The sequence below is a fragment of the Clostridium sp. genome (assembly GCF_036643715.1).
Classification (GTDB): Bacteria; Bacillota; Clostridia; order Clostridiales; family Clostridiaceae; genus Clostridium.
In genome coordinates this window covers 16,426-36,283 of record NZ_JAVXRL010000002.1, presented here as the reverse complement: position 1 = coordinate 36,283, position 19,858 = coordinate 16,426, and the positions used below count along the sequence as shown (strand labels likewise).

The following is a 19,858-nucleotide window of genomic DNA, read 5'->3' as shown; positions in this document are numbered from 1 at the left end:
GAGGAATTGTTTTGTTAGATTTTGAAGTAGATATGCAAGAATTAACTAATATAAAGGTAATAGGTTGTGGTGGCGGAGGAAGTAACGCTGTTAACAGAATGATAGTTGAAGGTTTAAAAAATGTTGAATTTATAGCTATTAATACAGATAAGCAAGCGCTTATGTTATCACATGCAAATCAAAAGATCCAAGTTGGAGAAAAACTTACTAAAGGATTAGGAGCGGGTGCTAATCCAGAAATAGGACAAAAGGCTGCAGAAGAAAGCAGAGAAGAAATTACAGCTTCAATAAAAGGAGCTAATATGGTATTCATAACTGCTGGAATGGGTGGCGGAACAGGAACAGGAGCTGCTCCTGTTGTTGCAGAAATCGCAAAGTCTTTAGATATACTTACAGTAGGTGTTGTTACTAAACCTTTCCCATTTGAAGGAAAGAGAAGAATGAGACATGCTGAAATGGGTATTGAAAAATTAAAGGAAAAAGTAGATACGTTAGTAATAATTCCAAATGAAAGATTACTATTTATGGCTGATAAGAAGACTACTTTATTAGATTCATTCAGATTAGCTGATGATGTTTTAAGACAAGGTGTTCAAGCTATATCAGATCTTATCACAATACCAGGAGTAGTTAATGCTGACTTTGCTGATATTAAAGCAGTAATGCTTGATAAAGGTTTAGCACATATGGGTGTTGGACATGGTAAGGGCGATACTAGAGCAGCTGATGCTGTTCATGAAGCTATTGCATCTCCATTACTTGAAACTTCAATTGAAGGAGCTACAGGAGTTATACTTAACTTCACAGGTGGTTCAGACCTTGGAGCATTAGAAGTATATGAAGCAGCGGATGTAGTAAGAGAAGCAGCAGACCCAGATGCTAACATAATATTTGGTGCTGTGATAGATGAAACATTACAAGATGAAATAAGAATTACAGTTATTGCTACTGGATTTGAAGAAGAAGGATTAGTTTCAAGTCAAACTAAAGAAGCTAATAAGATTGAAGTAAAATCTCAAATAAAACAAAAAGTTGAGGAAAAGAAAGAGTCTCCAAAAGAAGAGGTTGCGGCTACAGAAGTAGAAGTTAAGGAAGAAGTACCAGTTTATACTGAAGAAGACTTATCTATCCCAACATTCTTAAGAAGACCTAGAAGAAACAACTAGTTATTAAAGTAAATAAATCTCTCTACAAATACTGTAGAGAGATTTTTTTTGTTTTGTTTCGAAAAATCAATTGTAACTATAAAAGTTACAAAACCATTAAGAAAATATTAAAATTTAACAAAAAGAAATTTGTTAAATATTTAATTAATATAAGAATTATGGTAAAATTAAAGAAATAATTAATATATAATAATATGTTTGGAGAGGTGAATATGAACAAGAAGAGGGTAGCATCAATGTTATTAGTAGCAGCGACAGCTACAACAGGCGCTGTTGTAGTAGATAATACATACGCAAATGCAGCTAATCAAAACAATTCAAGCACTATAGAATCAAGAGGTACAACCTATGAAAAAGGAAAAGTTGTAAATGTCACAACTAACTTAAGACTTAGATCAGGAAAAAGTACAAGTAGTGAAGTTGTTGGATATTTAAGAGAGGGACAAACTTTTGATATTTTAGCTAAAGAAGGATCTTGGTATAAAATAAAAGTTGACGGAAAAACAGGATACGTATATGAAGAGTATGTAGAAGCTATTAGTAATTCATCTAATTCAAAAGCATCCGAAAAAGGTGTAGTCGTAAACATAACTACAAATTTAAGAGTAAGAAGCGGAGCATCAACAAGTTCTGCAACACTTGGATATTTAAAAAATGGGGATACGTTAGATATAGTTTCAAAATCTGGCTCATGGTATAAAATAAAATATAAAAGTAGTTACGGATACGTGCATCAAGATTATGTTAAAGTAACAAGTGATAGTAGTAATAGCAATAATAATAACAATACTAATAAACCGGAAACAATAGAAAAAGGTGTAGTTGTAAATATAACTACTAACTTAAGGGTAAGAAGTGGAGCATCAACTAGTTCTTCAACACTTGGTTACTTGAAAAATGGAGATAAACTTGATATAGTTTCAAAATCTGGTTCATGGTATAAAATAAAATATAAAAATAGCTATGGGTATGTGCATCAAGATTATGTTAAAGTAACTAATGATAGTAGTAATAACAATAATAATAATAATAATAATAATAAACCGGAAACAATAGAAAAAGGTGTAGTTATAAATATAACTACTAACTTAAGGGTAAGAAGCGGAGCATCAACTAGTTCTTCAACACTTGGATATTTAGTTAATGGTGATAAACTTGATATAGTTTCAAAATCTGGTTCATGGTATAAAATAAAATATAAAAATAGCTATGGGTATGTGCATCAAGATTATGTAAAAGTAACTACTAATAATAACAATAATAATAATAATAACAACAGTAATAATAATACAAGTAATAAGGTAGAGGGTACAGGAAAAGTAATAAATATTACAAGTAATTTAAGAGTAAGAAAAGGACCTGGTACAAATCATGGTGTAGTTGGGTATTTATTAAATGGTGATACTTTTGATGTTGTTGGGAAAGACGGAACTTGGTATAAAATTAAAAAAGGTAGCCTTGTTGGTTACATAAGTCAAGATTATGTTAAATTCTACCCAAAAGAGAATAAGCCGGACGAGAAGCCAGAAGAAAAACCGGAAGAAAAACCAGAAGTTACAAAGAGTTATGGCAAGGTATCAGTTTCAAGTGAACTTAGAATTAGAGAGAAAGCAAATACAAGTTCAAAAATAATTGGTAACTTAAGAAATAATGAGGTTGTTGAAATTCTTGGTGAAGAAAATGGTTTCTACAAAATTAAAAGTGGAAGTATTACAGGATATTCATCTAAAGATTTTATTAAAAAAATATCAGAAGATGAAGCAAATGGAGGAAGTCAACTTCCAGAAGATGCACAAGTAACTTATACAAATTATAATATGTCAATGGATGCATATATTAACTCACAAGTTAGTGCATTGGGTGGTGCATATAATTATGATTATTTTGAAAAATATATTAATCCTGCAAAAGCAACTAATCAATCACAATTTATGAGATTGGATAAATTCAGAAATGTAAATGTAAGTGCCTTAAATAATTACTTAAATAGCAATAATGCTGGAGTTTTAAAAGGCCAAGGACAAAGTTTTGCAAATGCGGCTAAGAGCTATAATATAGACCCTGTATACTTTGTAGCACAGTCTATTCATGAAACAGGATATGGTAAGAGTAGACTTGCAGCAGGGGTTACAATTACAGAAATAGCAAATCAAGATAAACCTATAAAAAATAGCAAAGGTGAGTTAACAGGATATGAAATGATTAAATTAGACAAACCTGTTACTGTATATAACTTATTTGGTATAGGAGCATATGATAACTTACCAACATTTACAAATAGAGCTTTAATACTTGGAACAACCTATGCTTATAATAAAGGATGGACAAGTGTTGATAAAGCTATATCAGGAGCAGCTAAATTTGTATCTGATAATTATGTTAATAGTTCATCATATAAACAAAATACTTTATATAAGATGAGATTTAACCCAAGTCAAAGTAATATGTGGCATCAATATGCAACAACACCTTGGTATGCTGAAAATATTGGGGCTCAAATTGAAGAAATGAAATATCTTTATGCATCAGGTACTTCATTCTCATATGATAAACCAAAATTTACTGTAAGTACAAAGGCTTCACCAAGAAGTTTTGCTGCAATACCTAGTAATGATAGGGCACCAGTTAGCCAATCACACGTTTCAATAGATGATATGTAATATGTATATTAAGAGATTCATATAAGAAATTATATGAATCTCTTTTTCTTTCATAAAAATATAAGAAAACAAATGAAATTCACTAATATATTTAAATAGAAAGAAGTTATAAACTTAAAAAGAATTATAGTGTTGTTTAATGTAAAAAAAATGAGTTAAAAAAGTATAAGTTAAACAATTAATACGACAAAATTTTAATGAATATAGTTATATAATTTTTATAGGAGGCATGAGTTAAGTGGATATATATATAGATGTTTTAATTTTAGAAAATTTAATTGTTAACTTATTTTTATTAATTATAACTTATAAAGTTTTAAGAGAAGGTTATTCCTTTAAAAAATGTTTGATATCGGCATTATTAGGTGGGATATACACGTTAACAATGGTTTTAGAATGGGCAAATTTTTTATCTAGTAATATATTTCAAGTAATAGTTGCAATTGTGCTTGTATATATTCCTATAAAAAATAAAAAGATAGGGCATGTCTTAAAATGTGGAGCTACTTTTATTTTATGTGCCTGTGTGTTAAGTGGAATATGCTTTAAAATTACAGTTGAAACAGGTATTTATACAATAAGAAGTGGAACTTTAATAAGTGATTTTAAACTCAAATATTTAATTTTATGTGTAATTATTATATTTATTACTGTTGATAGAATTACAACTTATATAAGAGAAAAAAATATTATAAACAATTTTTTTTATGATGTAGAAATAAATTTAAAAAATAGTAGTATCAATGTTAAAGGCTTTTTGGATTCAGGAAACGAATTAAGGGAACCGGTTACTAATTTGCCTTGTATTTTAGTTGAAGAGAGTTATTTAAATATAACTAATATGAAAGATGAAAATATATTTTCAATTCCATACAGTGCAATTGGATACAATGGAAGCTTAAAGGGAATTAGAGCAGACAATGTAAAGATTAGAAAAGAAGGAAAAGTATTTAAAGAAATAAACGCAATAATCTGTCCATGCAGAGATACATTAAGTAGGGATAATGAATTTAATGCGCTATTATCAAGAGGGGTAATGTAAGGAGGGTATTATGTTAAAGATACAAATATTATTAAATAGGATATTAGAAAAACTAGGTCTTTTTAGAAAAAAGCTTCACTATGTAGGTGGTAGCGATGCACTTCCACCACCACTTGCAAAAGCTGAAGAAGAGGAATTAGTTAATAAATTAAAAGCTGGAGATGAAAAGGTAAGAAGCACATTAATAGAGAGGAATTTAAGGTTAGTTGTGTATATAGCAAGAAAATTTGAGAATACAGGTGTTTATGTAGAAGATTTAATATCTGTTGGAACGATAGGTCTTATAAAAGCAGTGAACACTTTTAACCCAGAGAAGCAAATAAAGCTTGCAACTTATGCATCTAGGTGTATTGAAAACGAAATATTAATGTATTTAAGAAGAAATAATAAAATAAAAGCAGAAATTTCATTTTATGAACCTTTAAATATAGATTGGGATGGAAATGAACTTCTTTTATCAGATATACTAGGTACAGAAAATGACACTGTATATAATCTAATAGAAGATGAAGTTGACAAACAATTATTATTTATTGCACTTAAAAATTTAAATGATAGGGAAAAAGAAATAGTGGAACTTAGATTTGGACTTAATGGATGTAATGAAAAGACTCAGAAAGAGGTTGCAGACATACTTGGGATATCTCAATCATATATTTCAAGATTAGAAAAAAAGATAATAAGTCGATTGAAAAAAGAAATAAGTAAAATGGTTTAGGTTGTCTTTAGTATAAAACTTTCATCTTGAGGAAATAATGTTAGTAGAAATGATATTACTTCCGAAGGAGCTGAGAACTTTGATCATTAATAAGGTTGAAATATGCGGAGTAAATACTGCGAAACTTCCTGTACTTAAAGAAAAGGAAAAGAGAGAATTACTAATTAAGATGCAAAATGGTGACCCTAATGCAAGAGAATCATTTATAAAAGGTAATCTTAGACTAGTATTAAGCGTAATACAAAGATTTAATAATAGAGGAGAAAATGTTGATGATTTATTCCAGGTTGGCTGTATTGGTCTTATGAAGGCTATAGATAACTTTGATTTATCACAAAATGTTAGATTTTCAACTTACGCAGTACCGATGATAATAGGTGAAATACGAAGATACTTAAGAGACAATAACTCAATAAGAGTTAGCAGATCATTAAGGGATATAGCTTATAAAGCATTACTTGTAAGGGATAGACTAGTTAAAGAAAATAATAAAGAACCAAATATATCATTAATAGCAAAAGAACTTAATATACCAAGGGAAGATGTAGTTTTTGCATTAGATGCAATTCAAGACCCAGTATCATTATTTGAACCAATATATCATGATGGTGGAGATGCTATATTTGTAATGGATCAAATTAGTGATTCAAAAAATACAGATGAGAATTGGCTTGAAAATATATGTATTAATGAAGCTATGAAGAGATTAAGTGATAGAGAAAAGCATATATTGAATTTGAGATTTTTTAGAGGAAGAACACAAATGGAAGTTGCAGATGAGATTGGGATATCTCAAGCTCAAGTTTCAAGGCTTGAGAAAACTGCACTTAAACATATGAGAAAGTATGTATAGAGAAAAGGAACTCATTTTTGAGTTCTTTTTCTTGAAATTTATATAAAAGTTTAAAGGAGGAAGGGAAATATGGAGGATAATTTACACTCAATAAATTCAATGAGGAATATGGATATAATAGATATAAAGACTGGAAAGAAGCTTGGGTTTATAAGTGATATAAAATTAGATTGTGAAGGGGACAAGGTATTAGCGTTAATTGTTCCAGGTGCAAGTAAGGGGTGGTTTGGAAAGAGTGAAGAAATAGAAATACCATGGGAAAATGTAGAGAAAATAGGCATGGATGTTATATTAGTTTCAGGAGAAAATCTAAATATATCCAATGAAGAGAATAATATTTATAGATAATAGTAGTCAAGAATGAGAAAAATATGTATAATAATCTTATATGACAAGTGAATTAATGTACAGAAAGGTGGGAAATATCTATGAAATGCCCATTTTGCTCTTTTGAAGAAAGCAAAGTAGTTGATTCAAGATCAACAGATGACAACACTACAATTAGAAGAAGAAGAGAATGTTCAAACTGCAACAAAAGGTATACAACATATGAGAAAGTAGAAGATATTCCAATTCTAGTTATAAAGAAAGATTCAACTAGAGAAAATTTTAATAAAGAAAAGATAGTAAATGGACTTATTATAGCATGCCAGAAAAGACCTATTTCAAGAAAGCAAATTGAAGAAATTGCAGAAGATATAGAGAAAACAATATCAAACAAAATGATGACAGAAGTTCAATCTAATTATATAGGTGAAATGGTTATGGAAAGACTTAAGGACATAGATGAGGTTTCTTATGTAAGATTTGCATCAGTATACAGGCAGTTTAAGGATATAAACACTTTCATGGAAGAAATTAATAGATTAATGAGATAACTAAAAGTATTTTAGGGCTGTATGTGAAGTCCTAAGGTACTTTTTTGTATTTTAAAGACTATTTAGGTTAAAGTTAAGTAAAAAAATAGTACTTTGATAGATAAACATAAAAGTAAATGTTAAAATAGTATTAAAGAAATATGGAGGGAATTTAATGAATGTTTTAAATAAGGAACAACTAAATCTAAATAATGATTTTTTAGTTTTAAATAAGGATAAATATACAGTGGGATTTTCAACTGCTGTAAATGATAGAAGCTTTAATAGAAATACAGAAGATGGAGTTAGAGCTTTAAATAGTATAAAGGATGATTTTAAAGTTTCTGAAGTTATATATTTAAATCAAGTTCATTCAAATAAAGTTTATAGTTATGAAAATGGTGAAAATTTTATTGAAAATGATGGGGATGGAATAATAACAAATAAAAAGGATATAGCTATTGGAGTTTTCACAGCTGATTGTGTTCCTGTTATAATAGTTAATGAAGAATGTGGAGTTATTGGGGCAGTTCATAGCGGTTGGAAGGGTACATTTAATTCTATAACTAAAGTTGCATTAAAGAAAATGGAATCTGAGTATAATGTTGATAATAAGTACACAAAAATTTATATAGGAGCGCATATTAAAAGATGCTGCTATGAAGTATCAGAAGAACTTAAAGATAAATTTGTAAAAGAAAAAGATATTGATGAAACTATTCTTTTTGATGGGAGAAATTTAAATCTTGAAGCATGTATAGAAAAAGATGTTATAGATTGTGGGATTTTAAAAGAAAATATATTTACTTTAAATGAATGCACTTATTGTAGTGAAAATATTAAATTACATTCATATAGAAAATCAGAAGGATCATATGGAAGATTGTTTTCATTTATAATCCTTAAATAAGGGGGCGCTATATTTGGCAGAAGAAAAAATATTAATAGTAGATGATGAGGAACATATTTTAGAACTTTTAAAGTTTAATGTAAAAAATGCAGGATATGAAGTAATAACTGCAAGTAATGGTCTTGAGGGGCTTAGACTAGCAAAGAGTGAAAAACCAGCACTTGTGCTTTTAGATTTAATGCTTCCGGGAATGGATGGGTATGATGTTTGCAAGGAAATAAAAAGAGATAAAGATACTAAAAACACCTCTATAATAATGCTTACAGCCAAAGGAGAGGAACTTGACAAAATACTAGGTTTAGAACTTGGTGCAGATGATTATATTACAAAACCGTTTTCTGTACGGGAACTTTTAGCTAGAATTAAAGCAGTGCTTAGAAGAAGTTCTATAAATGAAAAAGATGGAGAAGAGGAGAAGTATGATAATGGTAGGCTAAGAGTGGATTTTGAAAGGCATGAAGTAACAATTGATGGTGACAGAATTGATATGACTCTTAAAGAGTTTGAACTTTTAGAAATACTTATAAAAAATAAAGGTAAAATTTTAAGAAGAGAAGTTCTTTTAGATAAGATATGGGGATATGAATATATTGGTGAAACTAGAACTGTTGATGTTCATATAAGATATTTAAGAAAGAAAATAGAAGAAGATGATAAATCACCAAAACTTATAGAAACTATAAGAGGCGTTGGATATAGGTTTAATGGGTAATATAGTATGAAAAAGAAAATAGTAACGTCTGTAATAATCACAGTTATTTTTGCCTTAGTTATTATAACAACATCATTTATGGCTCTTTCAAGTATTCAAAAAATTGAGGATACTAAAAGTACATTAAAAAATTATAATGAAATAATAGCCCAGTGGAAAGGTGTTAATAACTATGATTTTAGAGCTTTTAAAATAAATAAGACTGATGTTAGAGTAACTATTATAGATAAAAATAATAAAGTTATATATGATACTTCAAATGAAAAGGGCAAAGATTATTCAACTAAAGAGGAAGTGAATAAAGCTAGAGAAAGTGAAGTAGGTTATGTAAATAGAAGAAGCGAAGCTTTAAATAGTGATATGATATATTGTGCGACAGAGCTTAAAGATGGAACAATTATAAGAACTGGTGTACCAGAGCCTAGTATTAATATATTTGATGGAGAAAACATGAAATATTATATGGGTGCAATGATAATTGTACTAGTGCTTTCTGTTGCATTAGCTCTAAAGCTTGTACGAATAATAGTTGATCCTGTAAAGCATTTAGAAAGTGTTACAGCTAAAATTGCGAAGGGAAATCTTCAAACTAGAGTAAATATGAATTCAAATGATGAACTTGGAGAACTTGGTAAAACATTTAATGATATGGCAGATCAACTTCAAAGTAAAATAAATGAAGTAGTAGATAAACAAAATAGGTTAGAATCAATATTAAAAAGTATGCAAAGTGGAGTTATCGCAGTTGATAACAATAATGACATAATAACAATAAATCCTTATGCTAAAAGGATTTTTGGTATAACTCGAGATGTTATGGGCGAAAAACTTGAAGATTGTATAGTAGATAAGAAAGTTTATAACATATTAAAAAATGATGATGATAATGAAGTTCAAGTTAAAATTAAGAAACCTATGAGAAGGTTTCTTAAAATAAAAAAAGCTACTGTAATCAATGGATATAAGCATATAGGTAAAGTTATTGCTATTCAAGATATTACAGAAATGAAGAGGCTTGAAAATATAAGAAGTCAATTTGTTGCAAATGTATCTCATGAACTTAAAACACCATTAACTTCGATTAAAGGGTTTGCTGAAACGTTAAGATATGTTGATGATGAGGAAACTAAAAATAATTTCTTAGATATAATTGATAAAGAATCTGTACGTCTTACAAGACTTATAAATGATATATTAGTTTTATCTAATTTAGAAAGTAATCCTATTGAGGAAATGGAAGAATTTATGCCAGATGATACAGTTATTGATGTTATTAATATATTAAAAGATCAGGCTGTTAAAAAGTCCATTACATTAACTTACGAAAGTAAAAATGAAAATTATATATTAGGTCAAAGAGATAAATTCCTTCAAGTTGTATTAAATATAGTTGAAAATGGAATTAAGTATTCAAATGAAGGTGACAGCGTATTCGTAAAAAGCTATTCAGAAAATGAGAGTTATATTTTATCTGTTAAAGATACAGGACCTGGAATTCCAGAGGAAGATCTTCCTAGAATATTCGAAAGGTTTTATAGGGTTGATAAAGCAAGAAAAGCTGGTGGAACAGGTCTTGGACTTGCTATAGTTAAGCATATAGTTAAAAGCTTTGGTGGTGAAATTGAAGTTTATTCTGAAGTGGATAAGGGAACAGAATTTATATTTAAAATAAAACATTTATAGTAATAAGAAGCACAAAATGTGCTTCTTCTTTTTTTTTATTTATTAAATTAGCCTTAGTTAAAAGAAAATTGTACAAGCTTTGTTAAATTTATTTAACAAAAGGATAATATAGTTTAACTTTAGTATAATAATCGCTTAACTTTCAAAAGATATTATAGAATCATAGTCAATTAAAAAATATGTGGAGGTTATTTATTTATGAAGAAGAAGAGTTTTAAAATGTTAATTAGCGCGTTAATGGTAACGATGGTTGGGGGAATGATAGTTGGTTGTGGAAGTGGTGATAATACTACTGAAGCTGGAAGTACAATAACAATAAGCGGATCATCAGCAATGCTTCCTTTGATGGAACAATCAATAGAAAAATTTAATGAAATAAAACCAGGTAATACAATAAATGCTCAAGCTGGAGGTTCAGGAACTGGATTAACTCAAGTTCTAAGTGGATCTGTGAACATAGGAAACTCAGATGTTTATGCAAAGGATAAATTAACAGAAGAAGAAGCAAAACAATTAGTCGATCATAAAGTAGTAGCACAAGGTTTTGGGGTAGTAGTAAATAAAGATTCAGGAATTACAAATCTTACAAAAGCGCAAATAAAAGATATATTCCAAGGTAAGGTTAAAAACTGGAAAGAAGTTGGCGGAAAGGATATGGAGATATTAGTTATCCATAGACCAGCATCATCTGGTACAAGAGCAACTTTCGTAGAAAAAGTTTTAGATGGTAAAAAAGAATTAGAAAATGACTCAATTGGAGCAACTCAAGATAGTAATGGTGCAGTATTAACAGCAATGAAGCAAAATGCAGGAGCAATAAGTTATGTAGCACTTTCATACATGAATAATGATGAAGCTAAAAATACATTAAACTTAGTTTCAATAGATGGAAAAGAAGCAAATATAGATAATATAAAATCTGGAAACTATGATTTCTGGTCATGGGCACACATGTACACTAAAGGCGAAGCTAATGGATTAGCAAAAGAATTCATTGATTTCGTAGGAAGTACAGATAATAAAGAATCAATTGAAAATCTTGGATTAATCCAAGGAAGCGAAATTAAAGAATAATTACAAATAGCAATAGATAGGAATGAGTAATATGAAGAAAAGAAGTTTCAAAGAAAGGTTCTTAAATGAATATTTAGGAAAAGGATTTTCTAGTTTTTGTGGAATCTTAATAATACTAATAACATTATCAATAATATTATTTATAGGATCAAAAGGAATACAAACATTTACTAAAGGGGAATATGGAGTATTAGAATTCTTGTTTACTAACAAGTGGAATCCATCAGGAAGTCCGGGGTCCTTTGGAGCTTTTGCCTTTATATTAGGTTCAATTTTAGTATCACTTGGGGCTGTTGTGTTAAGCGCCCCAGTGGCTATTGCACTAGGTATATTCGTAAATGTTATTTCTAAAGGTATTGGAGAAAAACTTATAAAACCGGCATTAGAAATATTAGTAGGTATACCTTCAGTAGTATATGGATGGGTTGGGGTTTCTGTATTAGTTCCATTTATAAAAAATAATTTTGGAGGAGCTGGATTCTCCCTAATAGCAGGAATAATAGTTTTATCACTTATGATACTACCAACTATAGCTACACTTTCAATAGATGCAATAAAAGGAATACCAAATGAACATATTGAGGCATCTTACGGACTTGGAGCTACAAGATGGCAAACAATAAAAAATGTAATAACACCTGGTGCGAAATCAGGGATACTTACAGGTGTTGTACTTGGAGTCGCTAGAGCTTTTGGTGAAGCACTTGCAGTTCAAATGGTAATAGGTAATGCGATTAAAATTCCAGATGGATTAACTTCATCAGCAGCAACATTAACAAGTATACTAACAATGGATATGGCAAATACAGTTACAGGTTCAGCGTGGAATGATGCACTATGGACACTTGCATTAATTCTATTAGTAATATCATTTATATTTATTCTAATAGTTAGAAAGATAGAAAAAGGGGTGAACTAAAATGGATGCAAAAAAAGTTGATAAGATAGCTACCGTCATTTTGTATATAATAAGCTTTTTAGTAGTAGGTATACTTGGAGCATTTATTTTATATATCTTTTATAAAGGAATAGGAATGATCACTCCTTCATTTATCTTTGGAAAACCGAGTATGACAAGTGCAGGTGGTGGGATAGGGCCGCAAATATTTAATTCATTATACATGCTAGTTATATCACTAGTAATTACTGTACCAATAGGTATAGGGGCTGGTATATACTTAGCTGAGTATGCAAAGGAAGGCATAGTTCTTAGAATAATAAGACTATCACTTGAGACAATGTCATCACTTCCTTCAATAGTAATAGGTATGTTTGGGTTGTTAGTATTTGTAAACATGGCTGGATTTGGTTATTCAATAATTGCAGGAGCATTGTCTGTAAGTATTTTAAACATACCATCTATGACAAGAATATCAGAAAATGCTATAAGATCTGCAGCAGTTAAGGTTAAAGAAGCATCACTTGGTCTTGGTGCTAGTAAGTGGCAGACTATAAAAAGAGTAATACTTCCAACCGCTATGAGAGATATTTTAACTGGAATAATATTAGCATCAGGAAGAATTTTTGGAGAAGCTGCAGCATTTTTATACACAGCAGGATTAAGTTCTGGAGCATTAAATTTTAATCAAATAAGTATTACAGGAAATACATCAGCATTTTCTTTATTTAGACCTGCTGAAACGCTAGCAGTTCATATATGGAAATTAAACTCAGAAGGAATAGTACCAGATGCTTCAGCAATAGCAAATGGGACAGCAGCAGTACTTATAATAATGGTATTACTTTTTAATGTACTTGCAAAAGTAATTGGAAATAGAATGTTAAAGTCATATAGTGGTGAGTAGGAGGAACATATGAATATTATAGAAACTAAAAATTTAAATCTTTATTATGGAACTAACAGAGCGCTTAAAGATATAAATATGAAATTTAATAAAAATGAAGTGACTGCTTTAATTGGCCCTTCAGGTTGTGGTAAGTCAACGTTCTTAAGAACTATAAATAGAATGAATGATTTAATTGATATAGTAAAAATAGATGGGCAAGTGTTATTTGAAGGTGATGATATATTTGATGATTACGATGAAATAGCACTAAGAAAAAGAATTGGTATGGTATTCCAAAAACCTAATCCATTTCCTATGTCAATATATGATAATGTGGCATATGGACCAAGAATACATGGGATAAAAGATAAGAAGAAGCTTGATGAAATTGTTGAAAAGAGTTTAAAAGGAGCTGCCCTTTGGGAAGAAACAAAGGACAGACTTAAAAAAAGTGCTATGGGGTTATCAGGTGGACAACAACAAAGACTTTGTATTGCAAGAACTCTTGCAGTATCACCAGAAGTTATTTTAATGGATGAGCCAACATCAGCATTAGATCCTATTTCAACAAATAAAGTTGAAGAATTAATAGATGAATTAAAAAAAGAGTATACAGTAATAATAGTAACTCATAATATGCAACAAGCAGGAAGAATTGCAGATAAGACAGCCTTCTTCTTAAATGGAGAAGTTATAGAGTATGGTAAGACAGAGGATATATTCTACAGACCTAAAGATAAAAGAACAGAGGATTATATTACAGGAAGATTTGGTTAATAAAACTTAAGAGGTGATTATATGATAAGAGGATCTCAAAAAATGAAAACGGATGAAATACAAAGCAATTTAAAAGTTATGGCAGAACTTGTTAAAGAACAACTTAGAAACAGTATGAAGGCGCTTAAAGAAAGAGATAATGAGTTAGCTATAATTACAATAAGAAAAGATGATGAAGTAGATAATCTTCAAAAAATTATCGAAGAAGAATGTATTAAATTTATTGCAACATCACAACCTCTTGCAAAAGATCTAAGAAGAGTGTTTACGGCATCAAAAATTGTTACAGATTTAGAAAGAATGGCAGACCATGCAGTGGATATATGTAAATTCGCAAAAGAGGCAGAAAATAAAACTTACATAAGTGAGGCTAAAAAGCTTTGGGTTATGGAAGAAAAAATTCAAAATATGATTACACTTGCAATGGATGCATATGAAGAAAGAGATGCAGAGAAAGCATATGAGATTTGTAAGCTTGATGATGAAGTAGATGATTTATACAAAGAAGTATTCAAAGATACAATCAATTATATAAAAAATGATGATACTAAAGTAGATGTTGGAACAAAGCTTTTGTTTGTAAGTAAATATTTAGAAAGAATAGGAGATCATGTAACTAACATATGCGAATGGATAATTTTTAGTAAAAAAGGTGAATATGTTGATTTGAATGAATAATATAAAGCCACGCTAGAAAATAGTGTGGTTTTTTTAAATTTTATTATATATAATAAAGGAAAGGTAGTTTTTAACTTGTTTTATTGACTAAAAACATATATTAATGTAATATAACAAAAGGTAGATTAGTTTGTAAAAAGTTATATTACAAAGTAAAATATAATATTTAATAGTATTATTAGCAATAAAGATTTAAAAAGATCTTTTTGGATAGACTATTTAAATATAAATTAATTCTATAAAACTAATGACTTAACATTAGTCTTTATCTTAATGCTTTCGAGGAATTTAAGCATTAAGCGCTTAAAATGAAGTTTTTAGAGATAGTTTTATAGATAAACATACGCGAGGAACAAGGAGGAGTAATAATATGGCAAAACCTATTGTTGCAATGGTAGGAAGACCTAATGTTGGTAAATCTACATTATTTAATAGATTAGCAGGAAAAAGAATTTCTATAGTTCAAGATACACCAGGAGTTACTAGAGATAGAGTATATGCAGAAGCAGAGTGGTTAACACATACTTTCACTATGATTGATACAGGTGGTATTGAACCAGAAAGAAATGATATTATAGTAAAACAAATGAGAAGACAAGCAAATATAGCAATTGAAACAGCGGATGTTATAGTATTTATCGTTGATGGTAAAGAAGGATTGACACCAGCTGACAGAGAAGTTGCTGCAATGCTTAGAAAGAGCAAGAAGCCAGTTGTGCTTGTTGTAAACAAAGTAGACTCACTTAAAGAAGAAGACAATGCTTGGGAGTTCTATAACTTAGGAATAGGTGATCCTATAACAATCTCAGCAGCTCAAGGTCTTGGACTTGGAGATATGCTAGATAGAGTTGTAGAAAACTTTGATAGTTCATACTTAGAAGAAGAAGAGGATGAATATATAAGAATAGCTATGGTTGGAAAGCCAAACGTAGGTAAATCATCTCTTATAAACAAACTTCTAGGAGAAGATAGAGTTATCGTATCAAATGTTCCAGGAACAACAAGAGATGCTATCGATTCATACTTAGAACATGGAGATGATAAGTTCATCTTAATTGATACAGCAGGACTTAGAAGAAAGAGTAAAGTTAAAGAAGAAATTGAAAGATATAGTGTAATTAGAACATATACTGCAATTGAAAGAGCAGATGTTTGTATACTTATGGTTGATGCACAAGAAGGTGTAACAGAACAAGATGAAAAGATAATAGGATATGCACATGAACTTAACAAAGCTATCATGGTTGTTGTTAATAAATGGGATCTTATAGAAAAAGATGACAAGACTCTTGATAAGTATAAAAAAGATTTACAAGGAAAGCTTAAATTCTTAAGTTACGCTCCTTATTTATTTATATCAGCACTTACAGGTCAAAGAACACATAAAATTCTTGAAATGGCTAAAATGTGTTATGGTAATTACTCAAAGAGAATATCAACTGGTATTTTAAATGATGTAATAGACAAAGCGATACTTATGAAGGAACCACCAATAGTTGGGCTTAAGAGACTTAAAGTATACTATGCAGCACAAGTTGCTACTAGACCACCTAAGTTTATATTCTTTGTAAATGATCCAAATGCAACACATTTCTCATACAAAAGATACTTAGAGAATCAATTAAGAGATAGTTTTGATTTTGAAGGAACAGGTATTCAAATAGAGTATAGAGAAAGGAAAATGTAAAAATGAGTAAAGTAGCATTCATTGGAGGAGGAAGCTTTGGCACAGCCTTAGCTATTCAGCTTTGTAAAAAAGGGAATAAGGTAAACATCTTTGATAGAGATATTAATGTCTGCAATGATATTAATACAAACAGAAGAAACGATAAATTTATTAAAGACCTAGTAATACCGGAAAACGTAAAAGCCTTTAATAATATGGATGAAGCAGTTGAAGGAATAGATTATTTAGTTTTAGCTATCCCTTCTCATGTAATAAGAGATGTTACTAAATCATTAAAAGGAAAGATAGATAATAATGTAGTTGTTATCTCAATAGCTAAAGGAATTGAACCTACAAGTAATAAAAGATTATCAGAAGTTATAGAAGATGAACTTCCAAATAACAAAGTTGTAATATTATCAGGTCCAAGTCATGCAGAAGAAGTTGCAGAACTTATACCAACTACTTTAGTATCAACTTCAAAAGATATGAAATATGCTGAAATGGTTCAAGAATTATTTATGACAGATAACCTTAGAATATATACTAATGAAGATATTATTGGTGTTGAAATAGGGGGAGCTGTTAAAAATATTATTGCTTTAGCTGCGGGAGTTGGCGATGGTGTTGGATATGGAGATAACACTAAAGCTGCCCTTATGACTAGAGGTATGAAAGAAATATCAAGAGTGGGTGTAGCATTAGGCGGTAGTGAAGAAACATTCTTTGGACTTACAGGAATGGGAGATCTTATAGTTACATGCACATCAATGCATTCTAGAAATAGAAGAGCTGGTATACTTATTGGTAAAGGATATTCTCTAGATGAGGCATTGAATGAAGTTGGAATGGTTGTAGAAGGCGTTAAAGCCTGTAAGGCATTCCATGAATTAAATAGCAAAATCGGAGTAAGCATGCCTATAACAGACGCACTATATAGTGTTCTGTTTGAAGGCAAGGATCCGAGAAATGCAGTTAAGGAATTAATGCTTAGAGAAAAGAAGAACGAAACTCATTAAAAAAAGCAACCAATATATTGGTTGCTTTTTTATTTTATAAATTATTTCATATCTGATAGTCTAGATGTCATATAATTATAATATAGTGAAGTATGGCTTGGTAAAAATGAAAAATCTAAAACGTTTAGAATGCTAACTTCATAAGGCAATTTAGCTTTATCAAATTTATGTCCTAAAATTATTAGTTTTTGAAGGTTTGTACACTTATCGACATACTTAGCAAGTTCTTTAGGTTTAATATTCTGATAAGGGTATACTATTATCACTTCACCATCAAGTGGTCCGTTTTTTATTAATTTCTTATCTAAAATGTTAAATGATAATTTATGTTGCTTAACTGCATAAGGAGTATTTAGTTTAACTCCATCAGGAATATTTTTAAAAACATTATTCAGATGTTTTTGGTTATCTGAAAGTAAAAAAATCTTTCTTGAAGATTCCATTTCTTTTGATAATATATTTAAAAGTAGTTTTATGACATCAAGTTCATCTATTGTAGTAATAAAATAACATTTAGAAAAGTTATTGATATATTCAATGGTTGACTTTATAAATTCCTTTTTTAGTTCCATAATATCATCTCCTTTATTCATCAAAAGTTAACATTAATATTTTACCATAATTTCTTATATTTTGGCAATTTATTATGAAATATAAATAAAAAATATTTATAAAAAATAGTATATAAATTTTATATTAAGAATATATATATATTGTTATAAAATAGTTAGGAGGTAATTTCTTGGACAACTTTAAAATCTACAAAGATATATCAGAAAGAACTCAAGGTGACATATACGTAGGAGTTGTAGGTCCAGTTAGAACTGGAAAATCAACTTTTATTAAAAAGTTTATGGATCTTATGGTAATACCAAAGATAGATAATGAATTTAAGAAAGAAAGAGCAAAAGATGAATTACCACAAAGTGGTTCTGGCAAAATGATTCATACAACAGAACCAAAATTTGTGCCAAATGAGGCAATTGAAATAAACATTGATGATGAAATTAAATTTAAGGTTAGAATGGTTGATTGTGTTGGGTACATTGTTAAAGAAGCTTTAGGTTATATTGAAGGGGAAAATATTAAAATGGTTAATACTCCTTGGTATGACTATGAAATTCCATTTGAAGATGCAGCTGAAATAGGAACAAGAAAGGTTATAACAGACCATTCAACAATAGGTTTAGTTATAACTACAGATGGAAGCATTACAGGTCTTGAAAGAGAAGACTATATTGAGGCTGAGGAAAGAGTTATTTCAGAATTACAATCAATAAATAAGCCATTTGTAGTAGTACTTAATAGCCAAAGAGCAAATTCTAAAGAAACACAAGAGATTAAAAAAGAAATGGAAGAAAAGTATAATGTTGAAGTTCAAGCAATGGATATAGCTAATATGACTGAAAGTGATATTGAGGATTTATTTAAGAATGTACTTAAAGAATTCCCAGTAAAAGAAGTTAATATTGATATGCCAGAATGGCTTGAAAAGCTAGAAGCAGAACATTGGCTTAAAAAAGATTTCTTTAACATAATAAAAGGGATGAGCAAAAACATATCAAAAGTAAGAGATATTAAACTTTCTCTTGATGATTTAGAAGAGGAGGAATTTTTAGGAGAGGCATTTATAAAAGAAATAGACCTAGGGGTAGGAACAGCTAATGTTATAATGAAACCTAAAGATGGTATATTCTATAAAGTGCTTAGTGAAATTTGTGAACTTGATGTGAATTCAGAGAATGATCTTCTTTCAATAGTTAAAGAATTAAATGTAGCAAAGAAAGAATATGATAAAGTTAAGGATGCATTAAAAGATGTAAATGAAACCGGATATGGTTTAGTTGCGCCACAACTTATGGAAATGAAGTTTGAAGAACCAGAAATAGTAAAACATGGTTCACAATACGGAGTTAAGTTAAAAGCTAGCGCACCATCATTACATTTTATTAAAGCAAATATTCAAACGGAAATAAGTCCGATAATGGGATCAGAGAAAGAGTCAGAAGAACTTGTGAAATCACTTTTAGAACAATTTGAAAGTGATCCTGCAATGCTATGGCAAAGCAATATGTTTGGAAAATCTTTAGAAGTTTTGGTTAAAGAAGGACTTCAAAATAAACTTTATAAGATGCCTGAGGACGTCCAAGTTAAAATACAAAAAACATTACAAAAAATTATAAATGAAGGTAATGGAGGATTAATCTGTATAATCCTGTAAATATAAAAGCTAGTATTTTGGTATTTCTAAAATAC

At 29.6% G+C, this 19,858-nt stretch carries 19 protein-coding genes; 18 read left to right on the top strand and 1 reads right to left on the bottom strand.

The features are described 5' to 3' along the window. The first annotated feature begins 11 nt into the window (after positions 1–11). The 17 genes from ftsZ to RSF37_RS00920 all read left to right on the top strand — a co-directional run bounded on the left by ftsZ (position 12) and on the right by RSF37_RS00920 (position 17,602). Complete coding sequence (gene ftsZ, locus RSF37_RS01000) at positions 12–1,166, top strand: cell division protein FtsZ (protein WP_332562508.1); 1,155 nt, start codon at positions 12–14, stop codon at positions 1,164–1,166. Positions 1,167–1,378: 212 nt separating this feature from the next. Next, positions 1,379–3,826 (top strand): SH3 domain-containing protein, encoded by a 2,448-nt coding sequence (locus tag RSF37_RS00995; RefSeq protein WP_332562507.1) that lies wholly within the window; start codon positions 1,379–1,381, stop codon positions 3,824–3,826. 238 nt (positions 3,827–4,064) lie between these two features. Further along, a complete protein-coding gene (locus tag RSF37_RS00990; RefSeq protein ID WP_332562506.1) occupies positions 4,065–4,868 on the top strand; it encodes a sigma-E processing peptidase SpoIIGA in 804 nt (267 codons plus the stop codon). Positions 4,869–4,878: 10 nt separating this feature from the next. After that, positions 4,879–5,586, top strand: a complete 708-nt coding sequence (gene sigE / locus RSF37_RS00985) for an RNA polymerase sporulation sigma factor SigE (RefSeq protein WP_332562505.1) — start codon at positions 4,879–4,881, stop codon at positions 5,584–5,586. Between the two features lie 79 nt (positions 5,587–5,665). After that, positions 5,666–6,439 (top strand): RNA polymerase sporulation sigma factor SigG, encoded by a 774-nt coding sequence (sigG, locus tag RSF37_RS00980; protein ID WP_332562504.1) that lies wholly within the window; start codon positions 5,666–5,668, stop codon positions 6,437–6,439. 69 nt (positions 6,440–6,508) lie between these two features. Next, positions 6,509–6,787: a YlmC/YmxH family sporulation protein gene (locus RSF37_RS00975; RefSeq protein ID WP_332562503.1), complete on the top strand. Its 279-nt coding sequence runs from the start codon at positions 6,509–6,511 to the stop codon at positions 6,785–6,787. Positions 6,788–6,867: 80 nt separating this feature from the next. Then, entirely contained in the window at positions 6,868–7,317 is a 450-nt protein-coding gene (gene nrdR / locus RSF37_RS00970) for a transcriptional regulator NrdR (RefSeq protein WP_332562502.1), read from the top strand. 154 nt (positions 7,318–7,471) lie between these two features. Continuing rightward, the gene (gene pgeF, locus RSF37_RS00965; protein ID WP_332562501.1) at positions 7,472–8,206 is read left to right on the top strand and encodes a peptidoglycan editing factor PgeF; all 735 of its coding nucleotides are present in this window, start codon (positions 7,472–7,474) and stop codon (positions 8,204–8,206) included. A gap of 13 nt (positions 8,207–8,219) precedes the next feature. Beyond that, positions 8,220–8,918: a response regulator transcription factor gene (locus tag RSF37_RS00960; protein ID WP_332562500.1), complete on the top strand. Its 699-nt coding sequence runs from the start codon at positions 8,220–8,222 to the stop codon at positions 8,916–8,918. Between the two features lie 6 nt (positions 8,919–8,924). Then, on the top strand, positions 8,925–10,601 hold the full coding sequence (locus tag RSF37_RS00955) for an ATP-binding protein (protein ID WP_332562499.1): 1,677 nt from the start codon (positions 8,925–8,927) through the stop codon (positions 10,599–10,601). A gap of 198 nt (positions 10,602–10,799) precedes the next feature. Then, entirely contained in the window at positions 10,800–11,675 is an 876-nt protein-coding gene (locus RSF37_RS00950) for a phosphate ABC transporter substrate-binding protein (protein ID WP_332562498.1), read from the top strand. Positions 11,676–11,706: 31 nt separating this feature from the next. Next, positions 11,707–12,594, top strand: coding sequence for a phosphate ABC transporter permease subunit PstC (gene pstC, locus RSF37_RS00945; protein WP_332562497.1), 888 nt, complete (start codon positions 11,707–11,709; stop codon positions 12,592–12,594). Position 12,595: 1 nt separating this feature from the next. Continuing rightward, positions 12,596–13,480 (top strand): phosphate ABC transporter permease PstA, encoded by an 885-nt coding sequence (pstA, locus tag RSF37_RS00940; protein WP_332562496.1) that lies wholly within the window; start codon positions 12,596–12,598, stop codon positions 13,478–13,480. 9 nt (positions 13,481–13,489) lie between these two features. Then, positions 13,490–14,239 (top strand): phosphate ABC transporter ATP-binding protein PstB, encoded by a 750-nt coding sequence (gene pstB, locus RSF37_RS00935; RefSeq protein WP_332562495.1) that lies wholly within the window; start codon positions 13,490–13,492, stop codon positions 14,237–14,239. A 21-nt stretch (positions 14,240–14,260) separates the two neighbouring features. Beyond that, a complete protein-coding gene (gene phoU, locus RSF37_RS00930) occupies positions 14,261–14,917 on the top strand; it encodes a phosphate signaling complex protein PhoU (protein WP_332562494.1) in 657 nt (218 codons plus the stop codon). Positions 14,918–15,287: 370 nt separating this feature from the next. Beyond that, positions 15,288–16,604: a ribosome biogenesis GTPase Der gene (gene der, locus RSF37_RS00925; RefSeq protein WP_332562493.1), complete on the top strand. Its 1,317-nt coding sequence runs from the start codon at positions 15,288–15,290 to the stop codon at positions 16,602–16,604. A gap of 2 nt (positions 16,605–16,606) precedes the next feature. Continuing rightward, on the top strand, positions 16,607–17,602 hold the full coding sequence (locus tag RSF37_RS00920) for an NAD(P)H-dependent glycerol-3-phosphate dehydrogenase (protein WP_332562492.1): 996 nt from the start codon (positions 16,607–16,609) through the stop codon (positions 17,600–17,602). Between the two features lie 41 nt (positions 17,603–17,643). Here RSF37_RS00920 and RSF37_RS00915 read toward each other — a convergent pair whose 3' ends face one another. Continuing rightward, positions 17,644–18,174: a hypothetical protein gene (locus RSF37_RS00915; RefSeq protein WP_332562491.1), complete on the bottom strand. Its 531-nt coding sequence runs from the start codon at positions 18,172–18,174 to the stop codon at positions 17,644–17,646. A gap of 170 nt (positions 18,175–18,344) precedes the next feature. Here RSF37_RS00915 and spoIVA point away from each other — a divergent pair, with 170 nt between their 5' ends. After that, positions 18,345–19,823: a stage IV sporulation protein A gene (spoIVA, locus tag RSF37_RS00910; protein WP_332562490.1), complete on the top strand. Its 1,479-nt coding sequence runs from the start codon at positions 18,345–18,347 to the stop codon at positions 19,821–19,823. The last annotated feature ends 35 nt before the right edge of the window (positions 19,824–19,858 follow it).

Excerpts from the sequence above, each read along its gene's own strand:
- pstC (WP_332562497.1), top strand. The coding sequence starts at position 11,707 with ATGAAGAAAAGAAGTTTCAAAGAAAGGTTCTTAAATGAATATTTAGGA.
- sigE (WP_332562505.1), top strand. The coding sequence starts at position 4,879 with ATGTTAAAGATACAAATATTATTAAATAGGATATTAGAAAAACTAGGT.
- RSF37_RS00955 (WP_332562499.1), top strand. The coding sequence starts at position 8,925 with ATGAAAAAGAAAATAGTAACGTCTGTAATAATCACAGTTATTTTTGCC.
- RSF37_RS00920 (WP_332562492.1), top strand. The coding sequence starts at position 16,607 with ATGAGTAAAGTAGCATTCATTGGAGGAGGAAGCTTTGGCACAGCCTTA.
- pgeF (WP_332562501.1), top strand. The coding sequence starts at position 7,472 with ATGAATGTTTTAAATAAGGAACAACTAAATCTAAATAATGATTTTTTA.
- phoU (WP_332562494.1), top strand. The coding sequence starts at position 14,261 with ATGATAAGAGGATCTCAAAAAATGAAAACGGATGAAATACAAAGCAAT.
- der (WP_332562493.1), top strand. The coding sequence starts at position 15,288 with ATGGCAAAACCTATTGTTGCAATGGTAGGAAGACCTAATGTTGGTAAA.
- pstA (WP_332562496.1), top strand. The coding sequence starts at position 12,596 with ATGGATGCAAAAAAAGTTGATAAGATAGCTACCGTCATTTTGTATATA.
- RSF37_RS00915 (WP_332562491.1), bottom strand. The coding sequence starts at position 18,174 with ATGGAACTAAAAAAGGAATTTATAAAGTCAACCATTGAATATATCAAT.
- RSF37_RS00995 (WP_332562507.1), top strand. The coding sequence starts at position 1,379 with ATGAACAAGAAGAGGGTAGCATCAATGTTATTAGTAGCAGCGACAGCT.
- pstB (WP_332562495.1), top strand. The coding sequence starts at position 13,490 with ATGAATATTATAGAAACTAAAAATTTAAATCTTTATTATGGAACTAAC.
- RSF37_RS00950 (WP_332562498.1), top strand. The coding sequence starts at position 10,800 with ATGAAGAAGAAGAGTTTTAAAATGTTAATTAGCGCGTTAATGGTAACG.
- nrdR (WP_332562502.1), top strand. The coding sequence starts at position 6,868 with ATGAAATGCCCATTTTGCTCTTTTGAAGAAAGCAAAGTAGTTGATTCA.
- RSF37_RS00975 (WP_332562503.1), top strand. The coding sequence starts at position 6,509 with ATGGAGGATAATTTACACTCAATAAATTCAATGAGGAATATGGATATA.